The 17,937-nt window shown below is 67.2% G+C and carries 19 protein-coding genes and 1 pseudogene; 8 read left to right on the forward strand and 12 right to left on the reverse strand.

What is annotated here, in order from left to right; all coding sequences use genetic code 11:
• Positions 1-82: 82 nt before the first annotated feature.
• From ABN028_RS10585 to ABN028_RS10595, 3 genes are read left to right on the forward strand one after another with little or no spacing between them, the layout of a single operon-like run.
• Entirely contained in the window at positions 83-820 is a 738-nt protein-coding gene (locus ABN028_RS10585) for a GntR family transcriptional regulator (RefSeq protein ID WP_349325511.1), read from the forward strand.
• On the forward strand, positions 817-1,857 hold the full coding sequence (locus tag ABN028_RS10590; RefSeq protein ID WP_349696468.1) for a carbohydrate kinase family protein: 1,041 nt from the start codon (positions 817-819) through the stop codon (positions 1,855-1,857). Before ABN028_RS10585 ends, ABN028_RS10590 begins: the two co-directional genes overlap by 4 nt.
• Positions 1,854-2,834: an SIS domain-containing protein gene (locus tag ABN028_RS10595; protein ID WP_349696469.1), complete on the forward strand. Its 981-nt coding sequence runs from the start codon at positions 1,854-1,856 to the stop codon at positions 2,832-2,834. The genes ABN028_RS10590 and ABN028_RS10595 overlap by 4 nt, the downstream gene beginning before the upstream one ends.
• A 71-nt stretch (positions 2,835-2,905) precedes the next feature.
• Here ABN028_RS10595 and ABN028_RS10600 read toward each other — a convergent pair whose 3' ends face one another.
• The 7 genes from ABN028_RS10600 to ABN028_RS10630 form a co-directional block, all read right to left on the reverse strand.
• The gene (locus ABN028_RS10600) at positions 2,906-3,430 is read right to left on the reverse strand and encodes a DinB family protein (protein WP_349689711.1); all 525 of its coding nucleotides are present in this window, start codon (positions 3,428-3,430) and stop codon (positions 2,906-2,908) included.
• Between the two features lie 97 nt (positions 3,431-3,527).
• Positions 3,528-4,295, reverse strand: coding sequence for an SDR family NAD(P)-dependent oxidoreductase (locus ABN028_RS10605; protein ID WP_349325515.1), 768 nt, complete (start codon positions 4,293-4,295; stop codon positions 3,528-3,530).
• Between the two features lie 129 nt (positions 4,296-4,424).
• Entirely contained in the window at positions 4,425-5,885 is a 1,461-nt protein-coding gene (locus tag ABN028_RS10610; protein ID WP_349325516.1) for an ABC transporter substrate-binding protein, read from the reverse strand.
• Positions 5,886-5,947: 62 nt separating this feature from the next.
• A complete protein-coding gene (locus tag ABN028_RS10615; RefSeq protein ID WP_349696470.1) occupies positions 5,948-6,868 on the reverse strand; it encodes a carbohydrate ABC transporter permease in 921 nt (306 codons plus the stop codon).
• Entirely contained in the window at positions 6,865-7,848 is a 984-nt protein-coding gene (locus tag ABN028_RS10620; protein ID WP_349696471.1) for a carbohydrate ABC transporter permease, read from the reverse strand. The genes ABN028_RS10615 and ABN028_RS10620 overlap by 4 nt, the downstream gene beginning before the upstream one ends.
• Positions 7,849-7,875: 27 nt before the next feature.
• A complete protein-coding gene (locus ABN028_RS10625; RefSeq protein ID WP_349696472.1) occupies positions 7,876-8,715 on the reverse strand; it encodes an aldo/keto reductase in 840 nt (279 codons plus the stop codon).
• A gap of 75 nt (positions 8,716-8,790) precedes the next feature.
• Positions 8,791-10,515 (reverse strand): GH39 family glycosyl hydrolase, encoded by a 1,725-nt coding sequence (locus ABN028_RS10630; protein ID WP_349696473.1) that lies wholly within the window; start codon positions 10,513-10,515, stop codon positions 8,791-8,793.
• A gap of 235 nt (positions 10,516-10,750) precedes the next feature.
• On the opposite strand from ABN028_RS10630, the gene ABN028_RS10635 reads away from it, so the two are divergent.
• Positions 10,751-11,431 carry a GntR family transcriptional regulator gene (locus ABN028_RS10635; protein ID WP_349325521.1) on the forward strand — a complete coding sequence of 227 codons (681 nt, stop codon included), beginning with the start codon at positions 10,751-10,753 and terminating at the stop codon, positions 11,429-11,431.
• 102 nt (positions 11,432-11,533) lie between these two features.
• Here the strand turns inward: ABN028_RS10635 and ABN028_RS10640 are convergent, their stop codons facing one another.
• On the reverse strand, positions 11,534-12,127 hold the full coding sequence (locus ABN028_RS10640) for a hypothetical protein (protein ID WP_349696474.1): 594 nt from the start codon (positions 12,125-12,127) through the stop codon (positions 11,534-11,536).
• 212 nt (positions 12,128-12,339) lie between these two features.
• Positions 12,340-12,747: an NUDIX domain-containing protein gene (locus tag ABN028_RS10645; RefSeq protein WP_349696475.1), complete on the reverse strand. Its 408-nt coding sequence runs from the start codon at positions 12,745-12,747 to the stop codon at positions 12,340-12,342.
• A 185-nt stretch (positions 12,748-12,932) separates the two neighbouring features.
• Here ABN028_RS10645 and ABN028_RS10650 point away from each other — a divergent pair, with 185 nt between their 5' ends.
• The 3 genes from ABN028_RS10650 to ABN028_RS10660 are packed head-to-tail and all read left to right on the forward strand — an operon-like array spanning position 12,933 to position 15,596.
• Positions 12,933-13,868, forward strand: coding sequence for a DMT family transporter (locus tag ABN028_RS10650; RefSeq protein WP_349696476.1), 936 nt, complete (start codon positions 12,933-12,935; stop codon positions 13,866-13,868).
• Between the two features lie 54 nt (positions 13,869-13,922).
• Positions 13,923-14,555 (forward strand): MerR family transcriptional regulator, encoded by a 633-nt coding sequence (locus ABN028_RS10655; RefSeq protein ID WP_349696477.1) that lies wholly within the window; start codon positions 13,923-13,925, stop codon positions 14,553-14,555.
• A 27-nt stretch (positions 14,556-14,582) separates the two neighbouring features.
• Positions 14,583-15,596, forward strand: coding sequence for a hypothetical protein (locus ABN028_RS10660; RefSeq protein WP_349325526.1), 1,014 nt, complete (start codon positions 14,583-14,585; stop codon positions 15,594-15,596).
• Positions 15,597-15,604: 8 nt separating this feature from the next.
• Here ABN028_RS10660 and ABN028_RS10665 read toward each other — a convergent pair whose 3' ends face one another.
• Complete coding sequence (locus ABN028_RS10665; RefSeq protein WP_349325527.1) at positions 15,605-16,357, reverse strand: phytanoyl-CoA dioxygenase family protein; 753 nt, start codon at positions 16,355-16,357, stop codon at positions 15,605-15,607.
• A 294-nt stretch (positions 16,358-16,651) separates the two neighbouring features.
• Between ABN028_RS10665 and ABN028_RS10670 the strand changes: the two genes are divergently transcribed.
• Entirely contained in the window at positions 16,652-17,164 is a 513-nt protein-coding gene (locus ABN028_RS10670; RefSeq protein WP_349325528.1) for a DoxX family protein, read from the forward strand.
• A gap of 172 nt (positions 17,165-17,336) precedes the next feature.
• Here ABN028_RS10670 and ABN028_RS10675 read toward each other — a convergent pair whose 3' ends face one another.
• Positions 17,337-17,738, reverse strand: a complete 402-nt coding sequence (locus ABN028_RS10675) for a MerR family transcriptional regulator (protein WP_349696478.1) — start codon at positions 17,736-17,738, stop codon at positions 17,337-17,339.
• A gap of 72 nt (positions 17,739-17,810) precedes the next feature.
• Positions 17,811-17,937 (reverse strand): annotated as a pseudogene (locus tag ABN028_RS35320) (IS630 family transposase); the annotation flags it as partial.

Raw genomic sequence — 17,937 nt, forward strand, 5'->3', positions numbered from 1 at the left:
AATACCACAAGAGACCTCTTGGTAGAAGTGGTCCACCATTCGGGCCTGCTACTGGTATTCGGTGGTGCTGTAGGGTGCGGTCATGGTCGAGACGTTGGTCCCGTTGCACGAACGCGTGCGCCAACAGCTTGCCGGCGACGTCGCGGCGGGCATCTATCCACGCGGCACCCGGCTGCCGAGCGAGCGCGACCTGTGTACGCGCCTCAACGTGAGCCGGGTAACGCTTCGCCGCGCGCTCGTGCAACTCGCCGACGACGGCCTGCTGGCGCCGTCCCACGGCCGCGGCTGGTACGTCGCGGTCGAGCCGGTGGGTGAACCCGCCAACGTGTTGATGAGCTTCTCCGCCATGGCGCGGGCGCAGCGGTTGACGCCGTCGTCCAAGGTGCTGTCCCAGGAAGTGCGCCCCGCCGACCTCGACGAGGCCCAGCAGTTGGGGGTGGCGCCAGGGGCGGACGTCCTCGACCTACGCCGCCTGCGCATGCTCGACGACCTGCCCGTCGCGCTCGACCGCAGCCGGGTGCCCCTGGCGATCGCCCCCGGCCTAGCCGCACACGACTACTCCCGCGGATCGCTCTACGCCGTGCTCACCGACGCGGGCGTCGCTCCCCAGCGGGCCGACTACAGCATCGAGGCACTGCCCGCCGACGCCGAGCAGGCCCGACTCCTCGACCTCGAGCCCGGCCAGCCCCTGCTCTCCACCAGGCAAGTGACCTTCGCCGCCGACGGCCGGGTGATCGAGCTCGGCGGCATCATCTACCGCGGCGACCGGTACCGGTTCCGCGCCACCCTCCTCGCCCCCGCCGCCGGGACGTCCCTGTGACCGGCCAACCCGCAACAGGACGTGCCGCACCTGGGGGTGCCGCGACGGGCTCAGCCGCGGCCGGCGCAGCGGGGACGGTCAAAGCGGAGGTGCTCGTCGTCGGCGAACTCAACGTCGACATCGTCGTCTCCGGCGCCGGGGCAGTCCCCACCTTCGGCCAGCACGAGCAGCTCGTCGACGACTGCCGCGTCACCCTTGGTTCGTCGTCGGCGATCTTCGCGTGCGGCGTACGACGGCTCGGGCACACCACCGCAATGGTCGGCGTGATCGGCGACGACCTCTTCGGTACGGCGGTCCGCGACGCACTCCGGCAACGGCAGGTTGACACCTCGGCGGTCGTCGTCGACCCGTCGATTCCCACCGGGGTGACCGTGATCCTCAACCCTGGCCATGATCGTGCCCTGCTGACCTTCCCGGGCAGCATCGGCGCGACCCGCCGCGACCACGTGCCCGACGCGCTGCTCCGGGGCGCGCGGCACCTGCATGTCGGCAGTGTCTTCCTTCAGCGCGACCTCCGACCCGAATTGCCCCGGCTCTTCGACGACGCGCGCGCCGCGGGACTGTCGACGTCGTTCGATCCCAACTGGGATCCGACGGGTCGCTGGAGCGATCTGCTGCCGCTGCTCCCCCACGCCGACATCATCTTCGTGAACGAGCAGGAGGCCGCGGCACTCACCGGCGGCCAGGCCGCCGCGCATGCGGCCGTCGCGCTCGGCCGGCAGATGCGTCCGGACTCCACGGTCGTCGTCAAACGCGGCGCGAAGGGCGCCCTGGCCGTCCGGGCGGGGCGGGCCGACGACACCTGGTCGGTCCCGGCCCTCGGAGTCGGGGTCGTGGACACGACGGGCGCCGGCGATTCGTTCGACGCCGGATTCATTCACGGCGCGTTGTCCGGACGCTCCCTGCCGGAGTGCCTGGCAGCCGGCGCCGCGTGCGGGTCGCTGTCGGCACGCGCGAGCGGCGGCACCGCCGCCCAACCTGATGAACGCGAGCTCGCCGAAGCGCTCGCCCGGCTGACGACGGAAGTGGCCCTGTGACCGACACCGCTGGCCGCGTGACCGGGGGCCCTGCCACCCATGGCCCCACCACCCATGGCCCCACCACCCATGGCCCCACCACCCATGGCGCTGCGACCGATGGCCTCGGCACACTGACGCAGGCCGAGCTGGAAGACCAGCCCGCCGCCTGGAAGACGGCCGCGGCCCTGGTCCCGACGATTGCGGAAACCGTGTCCGCGGCGCAGGGTCGGCTCGCCGCCGTCGGGTGCGGCACGTCCTACTACATGGGTGGGGCGTACGCCGAGTTGCGCGAGCAGGCGGGGCTCGGCGAGGCCGACGCCTTCGTCGCCTCGCGCGTACCACCCGGTCGTACGTACGACGTCCTGCTGGCGATCTCGCGCTCCGGCACCACTCGCGACCTCGTTGAGGCAATGATTGCGACCCCACCCGGGACAAGGCGGATCGCCCTCACCGGCACGCCCAAGTCTCCGGTCGCGGAGGCCGCCGACGAGGTGGTCGGACTGTCGTTCGCCGACGAGAAGTCCGTCGTCCAGACCCGCTTCGCGACGACCGGGCTCGCGTTGCTGCGTGGGTTTCTCGGCACCGATCTCGGCACGCTGGCCGCCGAGGCCGAGGACGCCCTGCGGGCGCCGCTTCCCGAGGTCGGTGCCTACGACCATCTCGTCTTCCTCGGCAGCGGCTGGGCATCGTGGCTCGCCGCCGAGGCCGCACTGAAGCTGCGCGAGATGACGTGCGCGATGACCGAGAGCTATCTCGACGTGGAGTACGAACACGGCCCGGTCAGCGTCGCGTCCCCCGGCACACTGGTCTGGTCGCTCGGCCCGCTCGCCGCGCAGGTGCGTACCTCCATCGAACGCACCGGTGCCCACATCGTCGACTCCGAACGGGATCCGATGGCCGAACTGGTGCGGGTCCACCGCTACGGCGTCGCCCTCGCCCGGGCAAAGGGAATCGACTGCGACACGCCCCGCTTCCTGCGCCGATCGGTGGACTGACGGAGTACGTCCACTCCGCCCTGAGGGCCTCTCCCCTGGGCCTCCGCGGGCCCAGGAGGGTCAGCGGCGGCTCAGCCCATGGTCCTGGAGCCGTCGATCGATTCGCGGAGGATGTCGGCATGGCCGGCGTGCTGCGCGGTCTCGGCGATGATGTGGATCAGCACCAGCCGCACCGACCACGTGGCCCCCGGTTCGAACCACGGTGCCACCGGCAGCGGGTGTGACTGGTCGAGGTCGGGTAGCGACACCACGAGTTCGTCGGTCCTGCGGGCGACCTCGGCGTACCGGTCCAGAAGGCCGGCCAGCGTCTCTCCCTCGACCATGCGGAACCTGTTTGCCCAGTCCGCTGAGCCGTCCTCCATCGCGTCCGCGCCGCCGACGGCGAACCGCATCCAGTTCTCCTCCGTGTCGGCGACGTGTTTGATCAGGCCGCCGAGGCTGAGCTCGCTGGCCGTCGGTTGCAGCCTGGCCTGATCGTCGGTGAGGTCGCGGACGGTGTAGCGGAGGAAGTGCCGGTGGGTTGCGAGCTTTGCCAGCAGGTCGGAACGCTCCTGGCTCAGCGCCGGCTCCGTGACGCTGGTCGATTCGGTGGTCATGACCCGTCCGTTCTCTCGATGATGGAGACGAACCTAGTCCTTCGTACCGACAACCCGGGTCGACTCGGCCAAGTCGCGAGCCCTTCGCCGATCGGAGTCAGTGCATGTAGAGGCCGCCGTCGACGTTCAGCGTCTGTCCGGAGATGTATCCGGCCTCATCTGAGAGCAGGAACGCGATCGCGGCGGCAACGTCCTGCGGTACGCCGACCCGGTTGACGACGAGGTCCTTCGCCAGATCTGCCTTCCGCTCGGGCGTGAGCGGGCCACCCATGATGTCGGTGTCGATCGGCCCGGGAGCCACGGCGTTGACGGTGATGCCGTACGAACCGAGCTCGCGGGCCAACGAGCGAGTGAGGCCGATCAGGCCCGCCTTGGCAACGGTGTAGGGCGTCTTGCTGTAGGTTCCGCCACCACGCTGCGCGGAGACCGATGACACGCTGACGATTCTGCCGAAGCGGTTCTTTGCCATGGTCTCGGCCACCCGCCGGGTCACGTAGTGCACACCGTTGAGGTTGATGTTGATCACCCGGTGCCACTCCGCCGAGGTCAGTTCCAGATAGCCCACGGGAGAGCTGACGCCGGCCAGGTTGGCGAGCCCGCCGATCGGTGGCAGGCTCGCCTCCAGGGCGTCGATCGCCGCTCGCACCTGCTCCTCGTCCGACACGTCTGCAGCGACACTGCAGCTCGCCACGTGGTGGGTCTCCGCCAGCTCGGCGGCAAGTTCCCTTCCGCGCGACTCGTCGATGTCCAGGACCCCGACGCTCCACCCCCTGCTGGCAAGGAGGGTTGCCGTGGCTCGCCCGATCCCTCGCGGCGACGCCGCACCCGTCACGACGACGCTTCGCCCTACCTGCTCGGCCGCCACGTCAACGCCTCCTTCCGCCGATCGTCTTTCCGGCGATCGTCTTTCCGGCGATCATCTTTCCGGCGATCATCTTTCCGGCGATCACCATGGTGTGATCACCGCCGTTGCCGGCCCGCCCACCGGGGCACCTCAGCCGTCGGTCGATGCGTAGTCGACGCCGGGTTTCCAGTCGCTGAAGACGTAGTCGTCCTCGGACACGTTCGCGCCGGACGCCTTGGCCTTCTGCATCGCCTGTTCCCGGTCGGCCTCGAAGGCGTCGCTCAGCTTCTTCAGCTCACTACGCAGGTCCTTGATCGATCCACCGAGGTAACCCTGGAGGATAGCGCCCAGATGCGGGGTGATCGGCTTGCGTTCGGCGTCGACCGCGGCAATCTCGGGATTCTTCACGATCGCCTGCGGCATCAGGAAGACGTTGTCCTTGCAGAACGCCACCCTCTCCTTGTACGCGTCGATCGCGTCGGAGCTGGCGACCAGGTCCAGGTTGAGCGGCGGCTGGTCCATCGCCGCGATCATGCCCTGCTGATACTCCTCCGTCATGAACGATTCGATGAACTTGGACGCTGCTTCCGGGTCGCCGCTCTTTGCCGAGACGAACCAGGTGGCGCCCGGTCGGCCCCGGTACGTCCAGACGTCGGTTCCAGACGTGGGCGCGAGGATCGGACCCGCCCCGATCTTGTCCACGAACTCCGGAACGAGCGCCTTGGATCCGCCGGCGCACCAGATGCCGTCGATGAAGATCCCGACCGCTCCGGACGCGAACCGTGTCCGCGCGTCGACCACGCCGAGGTTGTTGGTTCCCGGCAGCATGAGCTTGGAGTCGTAGAGCTCCTTGAAGAACTCGATCACGGTGACATAGCTGTCATCGTGGTAGGCGTACTCACCGGTGTCGAACCTCAGCCCCTGATAGCCGGGGAAGCCGACCACCTGCGCCATGTCGTCGACCTGGTCCCGGAAGCGTCCACCGTCGTCTCCCATCGCCAACGCCATCGGTTGGATCCCGGCCGATTTCAGCTTTCCCAGGGCGTCTTTGAATCCGGCGTAGTCGGTCGGAGGATCGGCCGGGTCGAGTCCTGCCTTGGTGATGTGATCCTTGTTCATCCAGACCAAGGCCGTACTCTGCCGAAAGCTGAACAGCGGGAACCCGTACAGCTTCTCCTCGAGGGTGGTGATCCCGTCGGTCAGGATGTTGTCCGGGATCTTCGCCAGCGTTTCCTCGGACAGGCTCAGCTCGTGTACCCAGTTGCCGCTCACGAGAGCGGCCAACGGCAGCCCGATGATGTTGGAATAGACGTCCGGCATCTTGTTCGCCTGCTGGGCCAGCTGGAACGCCTGCTGTGCCTTGGACGCGTCGTAGTAGGTGTGCGTGACGGTCGTGCCCAAAGCGGACGACTGCTTCGCCGCCCAGTCGTCGTGCAGTTGCTGGTACGAGCTGAAGTGGTCCCACCACTCCAAAGCTCCGGACTCCTTCTTGCCACCCGACGATCCGCCCGGGCCGCTCGTGCTGTCCGGATTGTTGCATCCGGCCGCGATCCCACTCGCGGCCAGTGCCGAGGCCGCGCCCAGGAAGCCGCGGCGTGTCAGTCCAGTCATGATCGACTCCACTCCTTTGTGTTGACCCACACGTGTGGGCACAGCCGTATGCGTAGGGAGAGTTAGGACTTCACCGCCCCCGAGATGCCCTCCACGAAATAGCGCTGCAGGAAGATGAAGACCGCGACGACCGGCACGATCGAGATGACGCCGGCCGCGGCCATCCCGGTCCAGTCCGTTGCGGTCTCCCCGACGAATGCCTGCATGCCCACGCTGACGGTCCGGATGTTTGGCCGGCTGAACGAGAACACCAGCGGTAGGAAGAACGAGTTCCAGGTCGTGATGAAGGTCAGCACGGCGACGGTCGCGGTGACCGGCATGGCGAGCGGAAGCATGACCGAGAAGAACGTCCGTACGAACCCCGCGCCGTCGACGACCGCTGCTTCTTCCAGTTCTCGTGGAATCCGTCTGAAGTATCCCCAGTAGAGCAGGATCGCCGACACGTACGCCGCACCGCTCAAGGCGACGATCATCCCGGTCAGCGAGTCGAGCAGGCCCAGCTGCATGGAGATCTTGACGACCGGGATGATCGTGTAGCCGGTGGGCACGAACAGGGTCGCGATCAGGACGCCCAGGAAGATCTTGGAACCCCTGAACCGATAACGGGCCAGTACGTATCCGCAGGTCGCACATCTGACCGTGACGATCACGACGGTGGCCAGGGTGACAATGACCGTGTTGATCAGATAGCGGCCGAAGTGTGCGTCGTTCCAGGCGCGGACGTAGTTGCCCCAGACGAAGTCGCTCGGAAAGAGGTTGAGCCCTCCGGAGAACATCTCCATGTTGTCCTTGAGTGACGCCGACGCCATCCAGACGAAGGGGAACACCCACAGCGCCGCCGTACCCACGAGGAACACCGCGCCGATCCACCAGGGCACGCGGCGCAGGATCCGCTGCCGTCGCCGAGTGCGCGCGAGGCTGCGCTCATCGCCGCCTCGACGGGGAAACTTGTCTCGGCGGTCCCCGGCCAGCTGAGTGGTCATGGGTTCGATCTCCTCATCCGGCGGGCGGCGAAGACGCCCCAGAGCTGGAGGGCTCCGACGATGGCGACGAGCAGTCCGAAGAGCACTGCCGCCGCCGATGCGTGTCCCAGCTGCGGGATGGATGCGGCGAAGGCCCAACGGTAGATGTAGATCTCGATGATCTCGGTGTGGAAGTAGGGCCCGCCGGCGGTCAGCGTGTACATCAGGTCGAAGTTGTTGAAGGTTTCCTCGACGGTGAGCACGGTGATGATGATCAGGAACGGCTTCAGCAGCGGCAGTGTGATGTGGAAGAAGAGTTGCCGAGTATTGGCGCCGTCGATCCTGGCCGCCTCGTAGATCTCCTGCGGGATCGTCTGCAGGGCCGCCAGCCAGTAGATCATCGTGACGCCGAAGAACTTCCAGACATAGAGCGCGGCGGCGGTCGGAAGTGCCGTGTTCTGGTTGCCGAGGAAGTCGACTCCCTCCACGCCGAGGGCGAAGAGGACACTGTTGATCGGCCCACTGGCGGGGTCGAGGACGAACCGCATCACCACGCCGATGATCGCCGTGGTGGTGACCACCGGAATGAAGAACGCCGAACGCAGCAGGCCGACCAGGGGGAGCTTGGGCGAGTTCAGCACGATGGCCAGGAACAGGCTGAGCAACACCCGGGCCGGGACCACCAACAACATGAACAGCAGCGTGATCTTGAACGAGTTCCAGAAGAACGGGTCGTCGAAGACCGCGCGGTAGTTCTGGAGTCCGACGAACCGCTGGTCCGCATCGAATCCGTTCCACTCCACCAGCGAGTACCAGTAGCTGGCGATGATGGGGTAGATCGTGTAGAGGCCGTAGAGCACCACGGTGGGAAGCAGGAAGATCCAGATCCAGGTCGTCCGCTTCCAGGTGCGGTCGGGGGCCACCATCCGCTCGTCCACCGTCGAGGCGCGCCGTGCCTTCCTCGACTCGCGCCGGGTGAGCTGTGCAGATCTGGTCGTCATTGGCCCGCCGGCTCCCATCGCTGTTCGCTACCGGATCTGGCTGAGGGAGAAGGTGCGCGGATCGTTCCCCGTCCGATGGCCGCACTCCAGGGCCGTGATCGAGGCCAACTCCTGCGGCGTGAGACTGAACCCCGCGACATCGAGGTTGGAGCGGATCCGATCCGGCGTTACCGACTTGGGAATCACGATGTGGCCCTGCTGGAGGTGCCAACGCAGCACGATCTGGGCCGGTGTCACGCCGTGCTCATCCGCGATCGCCGCGATGACCGGCACACCGATGTCATGTCCCTGGCCCAACGGAGAGTAGGCCTCCACCGCGATGGACCGCTGACGGCACAGTTGCGTCAGTTCGCTCTGCTGGTACGTGGGGTGCAGTTCGATCTGGTTGACGACCGGCACGATCTCGGTCTCGTTCCGCAACCGCTCCAGGTGCTCGGGCAGGAAGTTCGACACCCCGATTGCCCGGACCCGGCCCTCCTGGTAGATCCGTTCCAGCGCGCGCCAACTGTCGACGAACTTGTCTGCCGTCGGATGGGGCCAGTGGATGAGATACAGATCGGCACAGCTGACGTCGAGGCGGGCGAGGCTGTCGTCGTACGCCTTCAGTGTCGACTCGTAGCCGTGCTCACCGTTGCGCAGCTTCGTGGTGAGGAAGAGTTCTTCCCGGGTAATGCCGCTCGCCCGGACGGCGGCTCCGACGCCGGCCTCGTTGTTGTACGCGGCCGCCGTGTCGATGTGCCGGTATCCAACTTCCAGGGCGCGTTCGACCGCACGTTGGGTCGCGTCCGGCGGGACCTGGAAGACCCCGAAGCCGATCTGGGGAACCTGCACGCCGTTGTTCAACGCGACGGCGGCGGCGTGGCTCATCTCGTGCTCCTTCGATTCCTCCGCGCTCACAGGTTGGTTGTCGGCGCGATCAGTCGGCGCGATCAGTCGGCGCGATCAGTCGGCGGGCTCCAGGACCAGCAGCGACGCGGCCGGGAGTGGCAGGGACACCTCGAGCGACAGGCTCCCGGATTCGGCCTCGACCGTGCGAGCGGGCTCGAACTCCTCGAGCCCCTGTCGTGCCTTGATCCCGGCGAGCTCCTCGTCGGTCGGATCCTGCGGCGAGCCAACCGCCTTCCACGCCGTGTGGGCATTGCTGTGGTCGGCGTCGATCCGGTAGTGCCGCACCCGGAAGCGACGGCCCGGCAGGTTGCGTACCGTGAGACTGGCCGTCGTTTCCTGTTCGCTGGTCTGGTACTGGTCGTCGGTGTGTCGCCACACCAGGACCGCCAGTGCGCCGTTGTCGGCACGGGAGGCCAGGACGTCGACCTCTTCGGGCATGCTGCTGCCGTCGGTGTTCTCCAGCTCACCGATGTTCCAGGCCACGTCGGAGGTCGCGCGGATCCGCTCGTCGCCCAGCAGGGAAAGCATCCGGTACGCGTTCAGCAGCGGCTTCTCGATCCCGCCCGCGGTCTGGAACGACCGGGTGCCCTCGAAGAACCGCTCGCCTTCGAAGTAGAAGCTCCATGAGGTCGCCCGCTCGACCTGGACGGTCTCGTTGGCGTTCAGGTCGAGGATCTTCTTCATCACCTTGACCTGGAACACGGGGTAGTACTCGGTGTTCTGGAACTCGTAGTTGCGGTTGTCGTAGCGGCCGAAGTGGGCTGGTACCGCGGCATCGAACTCGTCCACGATCGCCGGAAGATCCCGATACTGCTCGTACTCGGCGATCGCGCGGTTGAACTCGCGCAGGTCGTACAGCATCTTCGTCGACGACGGGCTCAGCTGCTCGGCGGGCGGGCTGCTTGCCGGGCGGTAGTCCCGGGTCGGGAAGAAGCAGCCCTTGGTGTGGTAGGAGATGAAGTCCAGGGGCTCGTTCCGGCTCGAGGTGTAGTCCAGGAATCCCTTGAGGAACTCCAGGCCGCCGCTGGTGACCGTCGGGCCGCCGACCTTGGCGTTCGGTAGCACGCTGCGAACGGCTCGCGCGGTGACGGTGTACAGCTCGTTGAACTGTTCCAGGGTGCCCCGCCAGTAGTTGATGTCGGGCTCGTTCCACAGCTCCCACAACCAGGCGGTGACCTCTTCCTCGCCGTAGCGCTCGAGGCAGTGCTGCGCGTGCGCCGCGATCAGGCCGCCCCACTTGTCGTAGTCCTTGGGCGGGTACCCCCAGGTGCCGGCCTCGTAGGAGGTGTAGACGGTCGGGCTGGGCACGACCTTCAGCTCCTCCGCCTCCGGCGGCACCAGGTCGCGCGGGGTGAAGGCGAGCTCGACGATCACGTGGTGACCGGCGCCGACGATCGCGTCGTAGGCCTGGTCGACGATGGTGAAGTCGTAGTACGGGTTGCCGTCGGCGTCCTCGTGATAGACGTTGCCGTTGCCCCAGTGCGGGATGCCGAAGCCGCTTCCGGAGCAGAAGACGTAGTGCGGCCGGACGTGGTAACTGGCGCCGGAGAAGTCGGCGAACTTCTGGAGCAGGCGCTTGCCGGTCGGGGTGTAGGTCCAGTTGATCTCGTCGTAGCCGAAGCTCTCCCAGACCCGGGTGAGGGGTCCCTGGCCGGCGGCGGCATCCACGTCGACGCTCGCCCGCACCACGTGCGGCGCATCGGGATTGCTGGGAGCCGCGGGCGGGAACGGCCCGAGCCTTCGTCGGCTGACGTGTACGGCGGACGTATCAGTGCTCATGGCTCTGGATCTGCCTCTGCTTCTTGTAGGGAGGCACTTCCTCGTCGCGGCGACAACCTCCCGCAGACGAGGGGAGATGACCCCGGTCGACCCCCGACGGCGCTGCTGGGCCATGAGTGTCTCGCGGTAGCCTGGAAACTGTCAATCGAAAATCGTTTACAATGTACGAACTCAGACGGCTCCACTAGAGTCGTTCTGTTGGAGGTCGGAACGTGTGTCTCGAGGAGGGGCCCCTGTGATCCCCGAGAGCATCGACTCGCCACTGCCGTCGCAGCCCGCTCTTGGCGATCTCGCCACCGATGTGCTCCGCGAGATGATCACCGCGGGGACGTTCCAACCTGGCCAGCACCTCAAGGAGTCCGTGCTGGCCGACGCACTGAAGGTGAGCCGCGGCCCCATCCGGCAGGCCCTCGCGCGCCTCGAAGTAGAGGGGCACGTCGAGCTGCGTCGTCACCGGGGAGCGTTCGTCAGCACCCTGACCAGGGCGGACATCGAGGAGGTTCACACCCTCCGCGGCGCCATCGAACGGCTCGCCGCCAGCCGGGCATGCACCCGGATGCAGGGTAAGGGGTTCGAGGAGATGGATGCCGTCCTCGAGCAGATGAAGGGCGTGGACACGAGGATCGATCCCGAGGACGCGGTCCTGCTCGACCTGCAGTTCCACGACATCATCTACGCCTACTGCGACCACAGCCGGGTGCAGCGGGTCTGGGCCTCCATCCGCGGTCAGGTCACGGTGTTCCTCCGCGCCCGCAACGCCAGCTTCCCGGACTTCCACGAGGTCGGTTACATCGAGCACCTGGAACTGCGCGACGCGCTCGCCCTGGGCGATCCGCAGGCCGCCCAGGACGGCATCGACAAGCACATCAGCGGGGCGTACGAACGCCTGAAGCGACTCAACCTCCCCGACCGGTGAGCTCGTTCGACAATTCGGCGCGTACCCCTGCCCCCTGCGCGGCAGCTTCCTCACGGCGTCGACCTTGCGCGACGGGCGTGCCCTGCGCTCGAACCCCACCGATCACGCCCGACGTTTCCGGATCAGACCCCACGGCTTGTAGACAGCGAGCAGCAGGGCGATCATCAACGCGGTCGGCGAGACGATCGGCGGGTAGAGCATGTCCGTTGTCGGACTGCCGGCGCCGCTGCCCTCGGCGAGCTGCCGGCCGTACTCCGCCACATCGGCGACGCCGCCGCGTAGGGACAGCAGGACCAGTGCGGTCAGGACGATGTTCAGCACCAGCTTGATCGCCACCCACCAGTACGTCACGAGGCCGTACTTCGTACCGAGGCCGAGGACGACGCCGCTCACCAGGCAGATCAGGCCCGTGGTGAGGAGTGGCCACACGGTGGTCAGTTCGAGTGCCTGGAACGCGATGGCCGCGGTGTCCCTGTCGTCGGTCAGGAACCCGGTGAACACCAGCACGGCCATCACCACGTCGATGCCGATCCACGCGCCGGCGGAGGCGATGTGGATCAGCAGGAATGCCTTGCGCGTACGTGCGCCCAGCCGGCGTGGACGCGCCCGGTGGCCGGTCGGCGTCGCCGTCGCCGTGGTCGCCACCGTCGCTTGGCGAATGCGTCGGCGTTCCCGGGCGTTGGTGTCTGGTTCCATGTGACCATCGTCTGCGGAGGGGGCGCGCTGGCCGTCCGTTCGGATGCGGATCCGTTCGTACGCAGATCTACGTACGCCTTTGGTTCCCTACGGCACTTGCAGCTTCCTCCGCGGCAAACTCGACGCCAATCCTGCATGAGGGTCGCCCCTCCCCAACACGGACTCTCATGCCACGCCCTCACCCCAGCAGCAAGCCCGGGATTGGTTCAGTCTCAGAGGCGCGGGAGTACGTGGGCGAAGAATTCGTGGTCGCCGTCAAATGTCGGTTCCAGCCGGAAGTACTCGTTCGCGGTGACCCAGCGGGCTTCCCCGACCTCGCCGGCATCCAGACTCATCTCGCCCGACGAGGCGATCTCGGCGGTCCACCAGTGCAGGACGTACTGTCCATCGTCGGTGTCACACTCCCACACCTTCGCGACTGGGACGACTCGTAGCCCGATCTCTTCGTCGACCTCGCGGACGAGTGCGTCCTCCTGGCTCTCGCCGGGCTCGATCCGACCGCTGAGCAGTGCCCAGTATCCGGGCATCGACGCCTCCGGACCGCGTCGGATCACGAGGACGCGATCCTCTCGCCGCAACACCGCGACAACGGCGTCCGGTTTGACTCGAGCCCCCACCACGGAATCGAGCGTATCGACACGCACCGGCCCTACGACCGGAGGGCACGGGACCAGGCGATGTCGTGGCGGACGTCACTTCCATCCTGCCCGTCTGAAGTCTCCAGTAGCCGCCCGTGCGAGTCGCCGATGTCGAGACCCGGAACTGTAAGTGGACAGTCTGTCCACTTACACCTATCCTTCGAGGGATGAACGCCGTCTTCCTCGCCTCCGCCTTCGTGGTGGGCGGACTCCTCGCCGTGCAGGCGTCGGTCAATCTCCAACTGAACAAGGCGGTCGGCACTCCCTACGGAGCCGCCACACTCCAACTCGCCATCGCAGCGACGCTGTTGGCCGTGGTGACGGCAGTCGTCGGCGACCTGGGAGCGATTGCACACATCGCCACAGTGACGCCCTGGAAGTTGCTGGGTGGAATTGCGAGCCCGATCTACATCACGAGTGCGATCCTGCTGTTTCCCCGCCTTGGTGCGCTCGCGTCCGTGGGCCTCTTCGTCACCGGGCAGGTGTTCGCCTCGCTCGCCCTTGACCTCGGCGGCCTCCTCGGAGTCCCCCGGAGTCCGTTGTCTCCCGGAGTCCTGCTGGGTGCCGCGGCGGTACCGGTGGGAATCACTGTCGTCATCCGCAGCCAGGCGATCGTCACTGGCGCGTCCGCACTGCCGAAGCGTGGTTCCCGTGCCGGGTGGACCGCCCTGGGCCTCGTCGCGGGCGCCGTCCTGCCCGTGCAGGGCGCCGTCAACGCCCTGCTGCGTACGGCCCTTCGCAAGCCGCTCGCCGTCGGGACCGTGAGCTTCCTCGTGGCCACACTGGCGATCGCGATCGTCCTCGCCGTCCTGCTGGCCACCGGCCGGACGCCGCGCCCACAGATCCGGCCGCTCGTCACCATGCCGTGGTGGGGATGGCTGGGTGGCGCCGCGGCCGCGACGTACGTCACCGCGACCTTCCTGCTGATCCCGACCATCGGCGCCGCCACCACGGTCGCCCTCACGGTCACCGGCCAGCAGGTAGCGTCCGCCTTCGCAGACCACTACGGATGGTTCCGACTGCCACGCCGGCCATTCACCCACGCCCGCCTCACGGGCCTCGCCACCCTTGTCGCGGGCTCGGCGCTCGTGCAGTTCCTCTGACCTGACGCCTAGTAGACAGTGAAGCTATCCGATACCTACACTATCCATATGCGGATGGCCGAGCTGAGTCGGATGACCGGCGTACCTGTTCCGACGATCAAGTACTACCTCCGGGAGAGGTTGCTGCCCGCGGGCGAGCTGTCCCCGCCCAACCAGGCGCAGTACGACGAGACGCACGTCCGCCGACTCACCCTGATCCGATCCCTGATCGACGTCGGTGGGCTGTCCGTCGCGGACGTCCGCAACGTGCTCAACGTGATCGACGCTCCGGGCACGTCCATGCACGACGCCCTCGGCGCCACGATGTATGCCCTCACCCCGGCGCGGTCCGGCGACGATTCGGGCGAGGCTAATGCGCAGGCGGAAGCGGCGATCAACGCGCTGATCGCACGGCGCGGCTGGCAGTTGAGCATCAGAAGTCCGAGCCGTTCCGTCGCGGCGGAGGTCCTCGCCCGGTTGGCGGTCCTGGGCCGGGACGAGGTCGTCCGTGGCCTCGACTCCTACGCCGCGGCCGCCGAACTGATCGCCGAAGCCGACCTGGCCGCGGTCGCCGCCGTCGAGGGTCGTGACGCACGCGCCGAGACCGCACTCGTCGGCACCGTTCTCGGCGACGTCCTCATCGCGGCACTCCGGCGACTCGCGCAGGAACACATGTCCGCCAAGCAGTTTCCACCATCGTCCGACTGATCCGGTCGACGTCTCTGAGGGGGAACCATGACAGTCACCTCGTCCGCGCAACGAGGTTCCACAACCGGCAGCTCGCTGGCGCAGGCGTTCCGGTGGCACAAGCCGTTGATGACGGTCGCCGCCGCCATGGTCGTCCTGACCGTCGTCGGAGCCGTCGGCATCGTCGCCGACGGTCGTGTCGTCACCGGCCTTCCCATCTGGGCCAAGCCGACGAAGTTCGCGCTGTCGATTCTCCTCTACTCCGTGACATGGGCTTGGCTCATCGCCCAGCTCAGGCGGGTCCGTCGTATGGCCTGGTGGATGGGCACCGTGTCGGCGGTCTTCCTCGGCGTCGAGATGCTGATCATCGTCGGTCAGGTGCTACGCGGAACGACCAGCCACTTCAACCAGGCCACAACGTTCGACACCATGCTCTGGAGGGCCATGGGCGGCTCGATCGCGTTGGTCTGGGTCGCCACCCTGATCGTCTGCGTGACTCTCTTCCTCAACCCGGGTCCGGACAGGGCGCGGAACCTCGCGGTGCGCGCGGGCGCCATCCTCGCGGTCATCGGCATGGCACTCGGCTTCCTGATGGCGATACCCACCTCCGACCAGATCGCGGAGGGCGAAACCATCTCCGGTGCGCACACGGTCGGCCTCACCGACGGTGGACCCGGGCTCCCCCTCCTCGGGTGGAGCACAGTCGGCGGTGACCTGCGGATCCCGCACTTCGTCGGGATGCACGCCCTGCAACTGATCCCCCTCGCGGCGATCGCCCTCGAACTCCTCGCGCGTTCGTGGCCGTTGCTACACCGTCAGCGGGTCGCCGTCCGACTGGTCGCCATGGCCGTGGCCGGCTACGCCGCCGTACTGGCCCTCCTCACCTGGCAGGCACTTCGCGGGCAGTCGATCGTGCATCCTGACGGGCTCACCCTCCTCACCATGGCCGGCATCCTCGTCGGCATGGGCGTGGGCGCGATCGCCGCACTCCGGACGGCAGCGGAGCACCGAGAGCCACCGCTCCCCGAGGACGACCGTTCCGCCGACCTGCTGACATCCTGACGGCGCCGTCATCGGCGTGCGGCGATCCGTCCTCGGTAGCGCGCGTTCGGCGGTTCCAGGATGGCCCGCTGCCGCTCGGTGAGATCCGGATAGTCGTCGGCGTCGTAGTAGCTGGCCGACCACGACACCGCCGCCGGGCTGTACTTGAAGAACGCCGTACGCCGCTCGTCGGCCCCGCGCCACGGCAGCGTGCCGTGCACGAGGGCCTCGGTGAAGATGATCGCAGTTCCGGCCGGACCGGTGATCCGGCGTACGCACGGATGCGGCTCGGACAGCTGCTTCCACCCCGCCGGGAACGGAAAGGAACTCCTGTGGCTCCCCGGTACGCAGGCGAACCCGCCGTCGTCGGGCCCGACGTCTTTGAGGTTGAACCCGATCGCGACCAGGCCGCTGCGGATCTCGCCCGCTGTCACCGTGTAGTACTCCGACGCGCGGAACGGCACAGCACCCCCGTGTAGCACCGTGCCGATCGGCCCGTCTCCGGAGCGGATCACGTCGGCGTAGGTGTGATCGAGCCGGAAGTCGGGCCCGATGACTCCGGCAAGGATCCCGGTCACGGACGGTAGGTCGATCAGTTCGCGAAACGCCGCGTCCCGCTCCAGGAGCCGCCCGAACCGGTGCGTACGCATCCCCGGCTCGGCCTCCCGCTCGATCGCCTCGTCCATCGCCCCGTTGAGGCGGGCGAGCAACGCGGCGGGAATGGCGTCGGGGATCGTCAGGTAGCCCTGCAGGTCGAACAGGTAGCGGTCCTCGTCGTTCACGTGGTGCCTTCCGTCTCAGGCGATTCGGGCGTACGGAGTTCTGACGATTCTGTCCACAGCGGCGAAAGTTTCGTCAACCACGGTGGCCGGATCTTCCCGACCAGATCTACCGGCTCATGCCCGTCGGGATACGTCATCTCGCGTAGGCGCTACTCCGCCCGGGCGCGGCTGCGGAGATCGCCAGATGCGCCTGCCGGCCTAGCGCCAATGCCGTCACGCGAAGGATTCGGCACCCCCCTGCTCCACGCGAGTCTTGACGTACTCGCCGTAGGAAAAGGAAACGGAGCAAGGGACATGTCACAGCTATCTCTCACCTCGCGGTCCGGGCGACCGGGCATCCCCGCCGGGGTCCAGGCGGCTGCATCACAGGTTGCCGACTGGCTGAACGCACACAGCATCACCGTCCTGCGGGTCAGTCTCGGGCTGGTCTTCTGCCTCTTCGGCGCATTGAAGTTCGTGCCCGGTCTGAGCCCCGCCGAGGACCTCGCGATCGCCACGATCGACCGGCTGACCTTCGGCATCGTGTCCGGCGGGGCCGCGCTCATGCTCACGGCCGTCACCGAGACCTTCATCGGTCTCACCATGGTGACCGGGCGGTTCCTTCGGTCGGGACTGGTGGTCCTGGGAGGGGCGCTGGTCGGGATCATGTCCCCGCTGGTGATCTTCGCGGGCGAACTGTTCGGGAATGGCCCGACCCTGGAGGCGCAGTACGTCATCAAGGACATCGTGCTCGCAGCCGCCGGTCTGGCGGTCGCCGGCAGGGTTCTCTCGAAGAGCCTCGATCGGGAAGGGCGTGCACACGTGTGAGTCCGGCTCCCGCAGCGAACAGCGTTGGGGTGGTGGTTCGCCGCGAACCACCACCCCGATGGTGTGCATACACGGGGTCAGGGCGGTCAGCGGTGTCAGTCGTGTCGGGGCACGTCGGCGGCACGTCCTGCGTACTCTGCCGGAGGAGGGCCCGTCGCCGCGAACCGCTGCACTAGCGGGCTGGGTCAGCCGCGGTGTGAGCCACGATGTCTTCGTACACCCCGACCTTGAAGTTGATCAGGTCCAGGCACCTGCCGAGCTCGGCGAGCTGGGCGGTCACCCGGGTCTGGTGCAGGCGCAGCAGTTCGAGCCGTTCGTCTTCGTTGCCTTCGCCCTGCCTGACCAGCTCGGTGTACTGGCGGAGCGCGGGCAGCGGCATTCCGGACGCCCGGAGAATGATGCAGAGGGTCAGCCACTCCACATCGTCCTCGCTGTAGACGCGGCGCCTACCCGGTCCACGTCGAACGGGACTGAACATGATGCCTTCGCGTTCGTAGAACCGCAGCGCATGAACGCTCAGTCCGGTGCGTTCCGCGACCTGCCCGATGCTCAGGCTCGGGGTGACCTCGGTCATGGCTCCATGGGGGTTTGTCGAGCTTGATCTAGAGTCGACTCTAGATCCTACGATGCGGCGCATACCCCGGACCTAGTACCCCGTGGTTGAGATCTTTTGACGGTTCGTTTTGGTGAGGATCTGGTCGGCGGTCTTGGTCCAGACGAAGGGGTGGCAGCGGTCGTTCCAGCCGGTGATGAATTGGCGGATCTTGGTGATC

This window comes from Actinopolymorpha sp. B17G11 (genome assembly GCF_040196095.1).
In the GTDB taxonomy this organism is placed as follows: domain Bacteria; phylum Actinomycetota; class Actinomycetes; order Propionibacteriales; family Actinopolymorphaceae; genus Thermasporomyces.

Coding starts and splice junctions, on each gene's coding strand:
- ABN028_RS10585 (WP_349325511.1), top strand. CDS start 83: ATGGTCGAGACGTTGGTCCCGTTGCACGAACGCGTGCGCCAACAGCTT.
- ABN028_RS10600 (WP_349689711.1), bottom strand. CDS start 3,430: ATGACCACCGAATCGACCAGCGTCACGGAGCCGGCGCTGAGCCAGGAG.
- ABN028_RS10610 (WP_349325516.1), bottom strand. CDS start 5,885: ATGACTGGACTGACACGCCGCGGCTTCCTGGGCGCGGCCTCGGCACTG.
- ABN028_RS10615 (WP_349696470.1), bottom strand. CDS start 6,868: ATGACCACTCAGCTGGCCGGGGACCGCCGAGACAAGTTTCCCCGTCGA.
- ABN028_RS10620 (WP_349696471.1), bottom strand. CDS start 7,848: ATGACGACCAGATCTGCACAGCTCACCCGGCGCGAGTCGAGGAAGGCA.
- ABN028_RS10625 (WP_349696472.1), bottom strand. CDS start 8,715: ATGAGCCACGCCGCCGCCGTCGCGTTGAACAACGGCGTGCAGGTTCCC.
- ABN028_RS10630 (WP_349696473.1), bottom strand. CDS start 10,515: ATGAGCACTGATACGTCCGCCGTACACGTCAGCCGACGAAGGCTCGGG.
- ABN028_RS10640 (WP_349696474.1), bottom strand. CDS start 12,127: ATGGAACCAGACACCAACGCCCGGGAACGCCGACGCATTCGCCAAGCG.
- ABN028_RS10650 (WP_349696476.1), top strand. CDS start 12,933: ATGAACGCCGTCTTCCTCGCCTCCGCCTTCGTGGTGGGCGGACTCCTC.
- ABN028_RS10655 (WP_349696477.1), top strand. CDS start 13,923: ATGGCCGAGCTGAGTCGGATGACCGGCGTACCTGTTCCGACGATCAAG.
- ABN028_RS10660 (WP_349325526.1), top strand. CDS start 14,583: ATGACAGTCACCTCGTCCGCGCAACGAGGTTCCACAACCGGCAGCTCG.
- ABN028_RS10670 (WP_349325528.1), top strand. CDS start 16,652: ATGTCACAGCTATCTCTCACCTCGCGGTCCGGGCGACCGGGCATCCCC.
- ABN028_RS10675 (WP_349696478.1), bottom strand. CDS start 17,738: ATGACCGAGGTCACCCCGAGCCTGAGCATCGGGCAGGTCGCGGAACGC.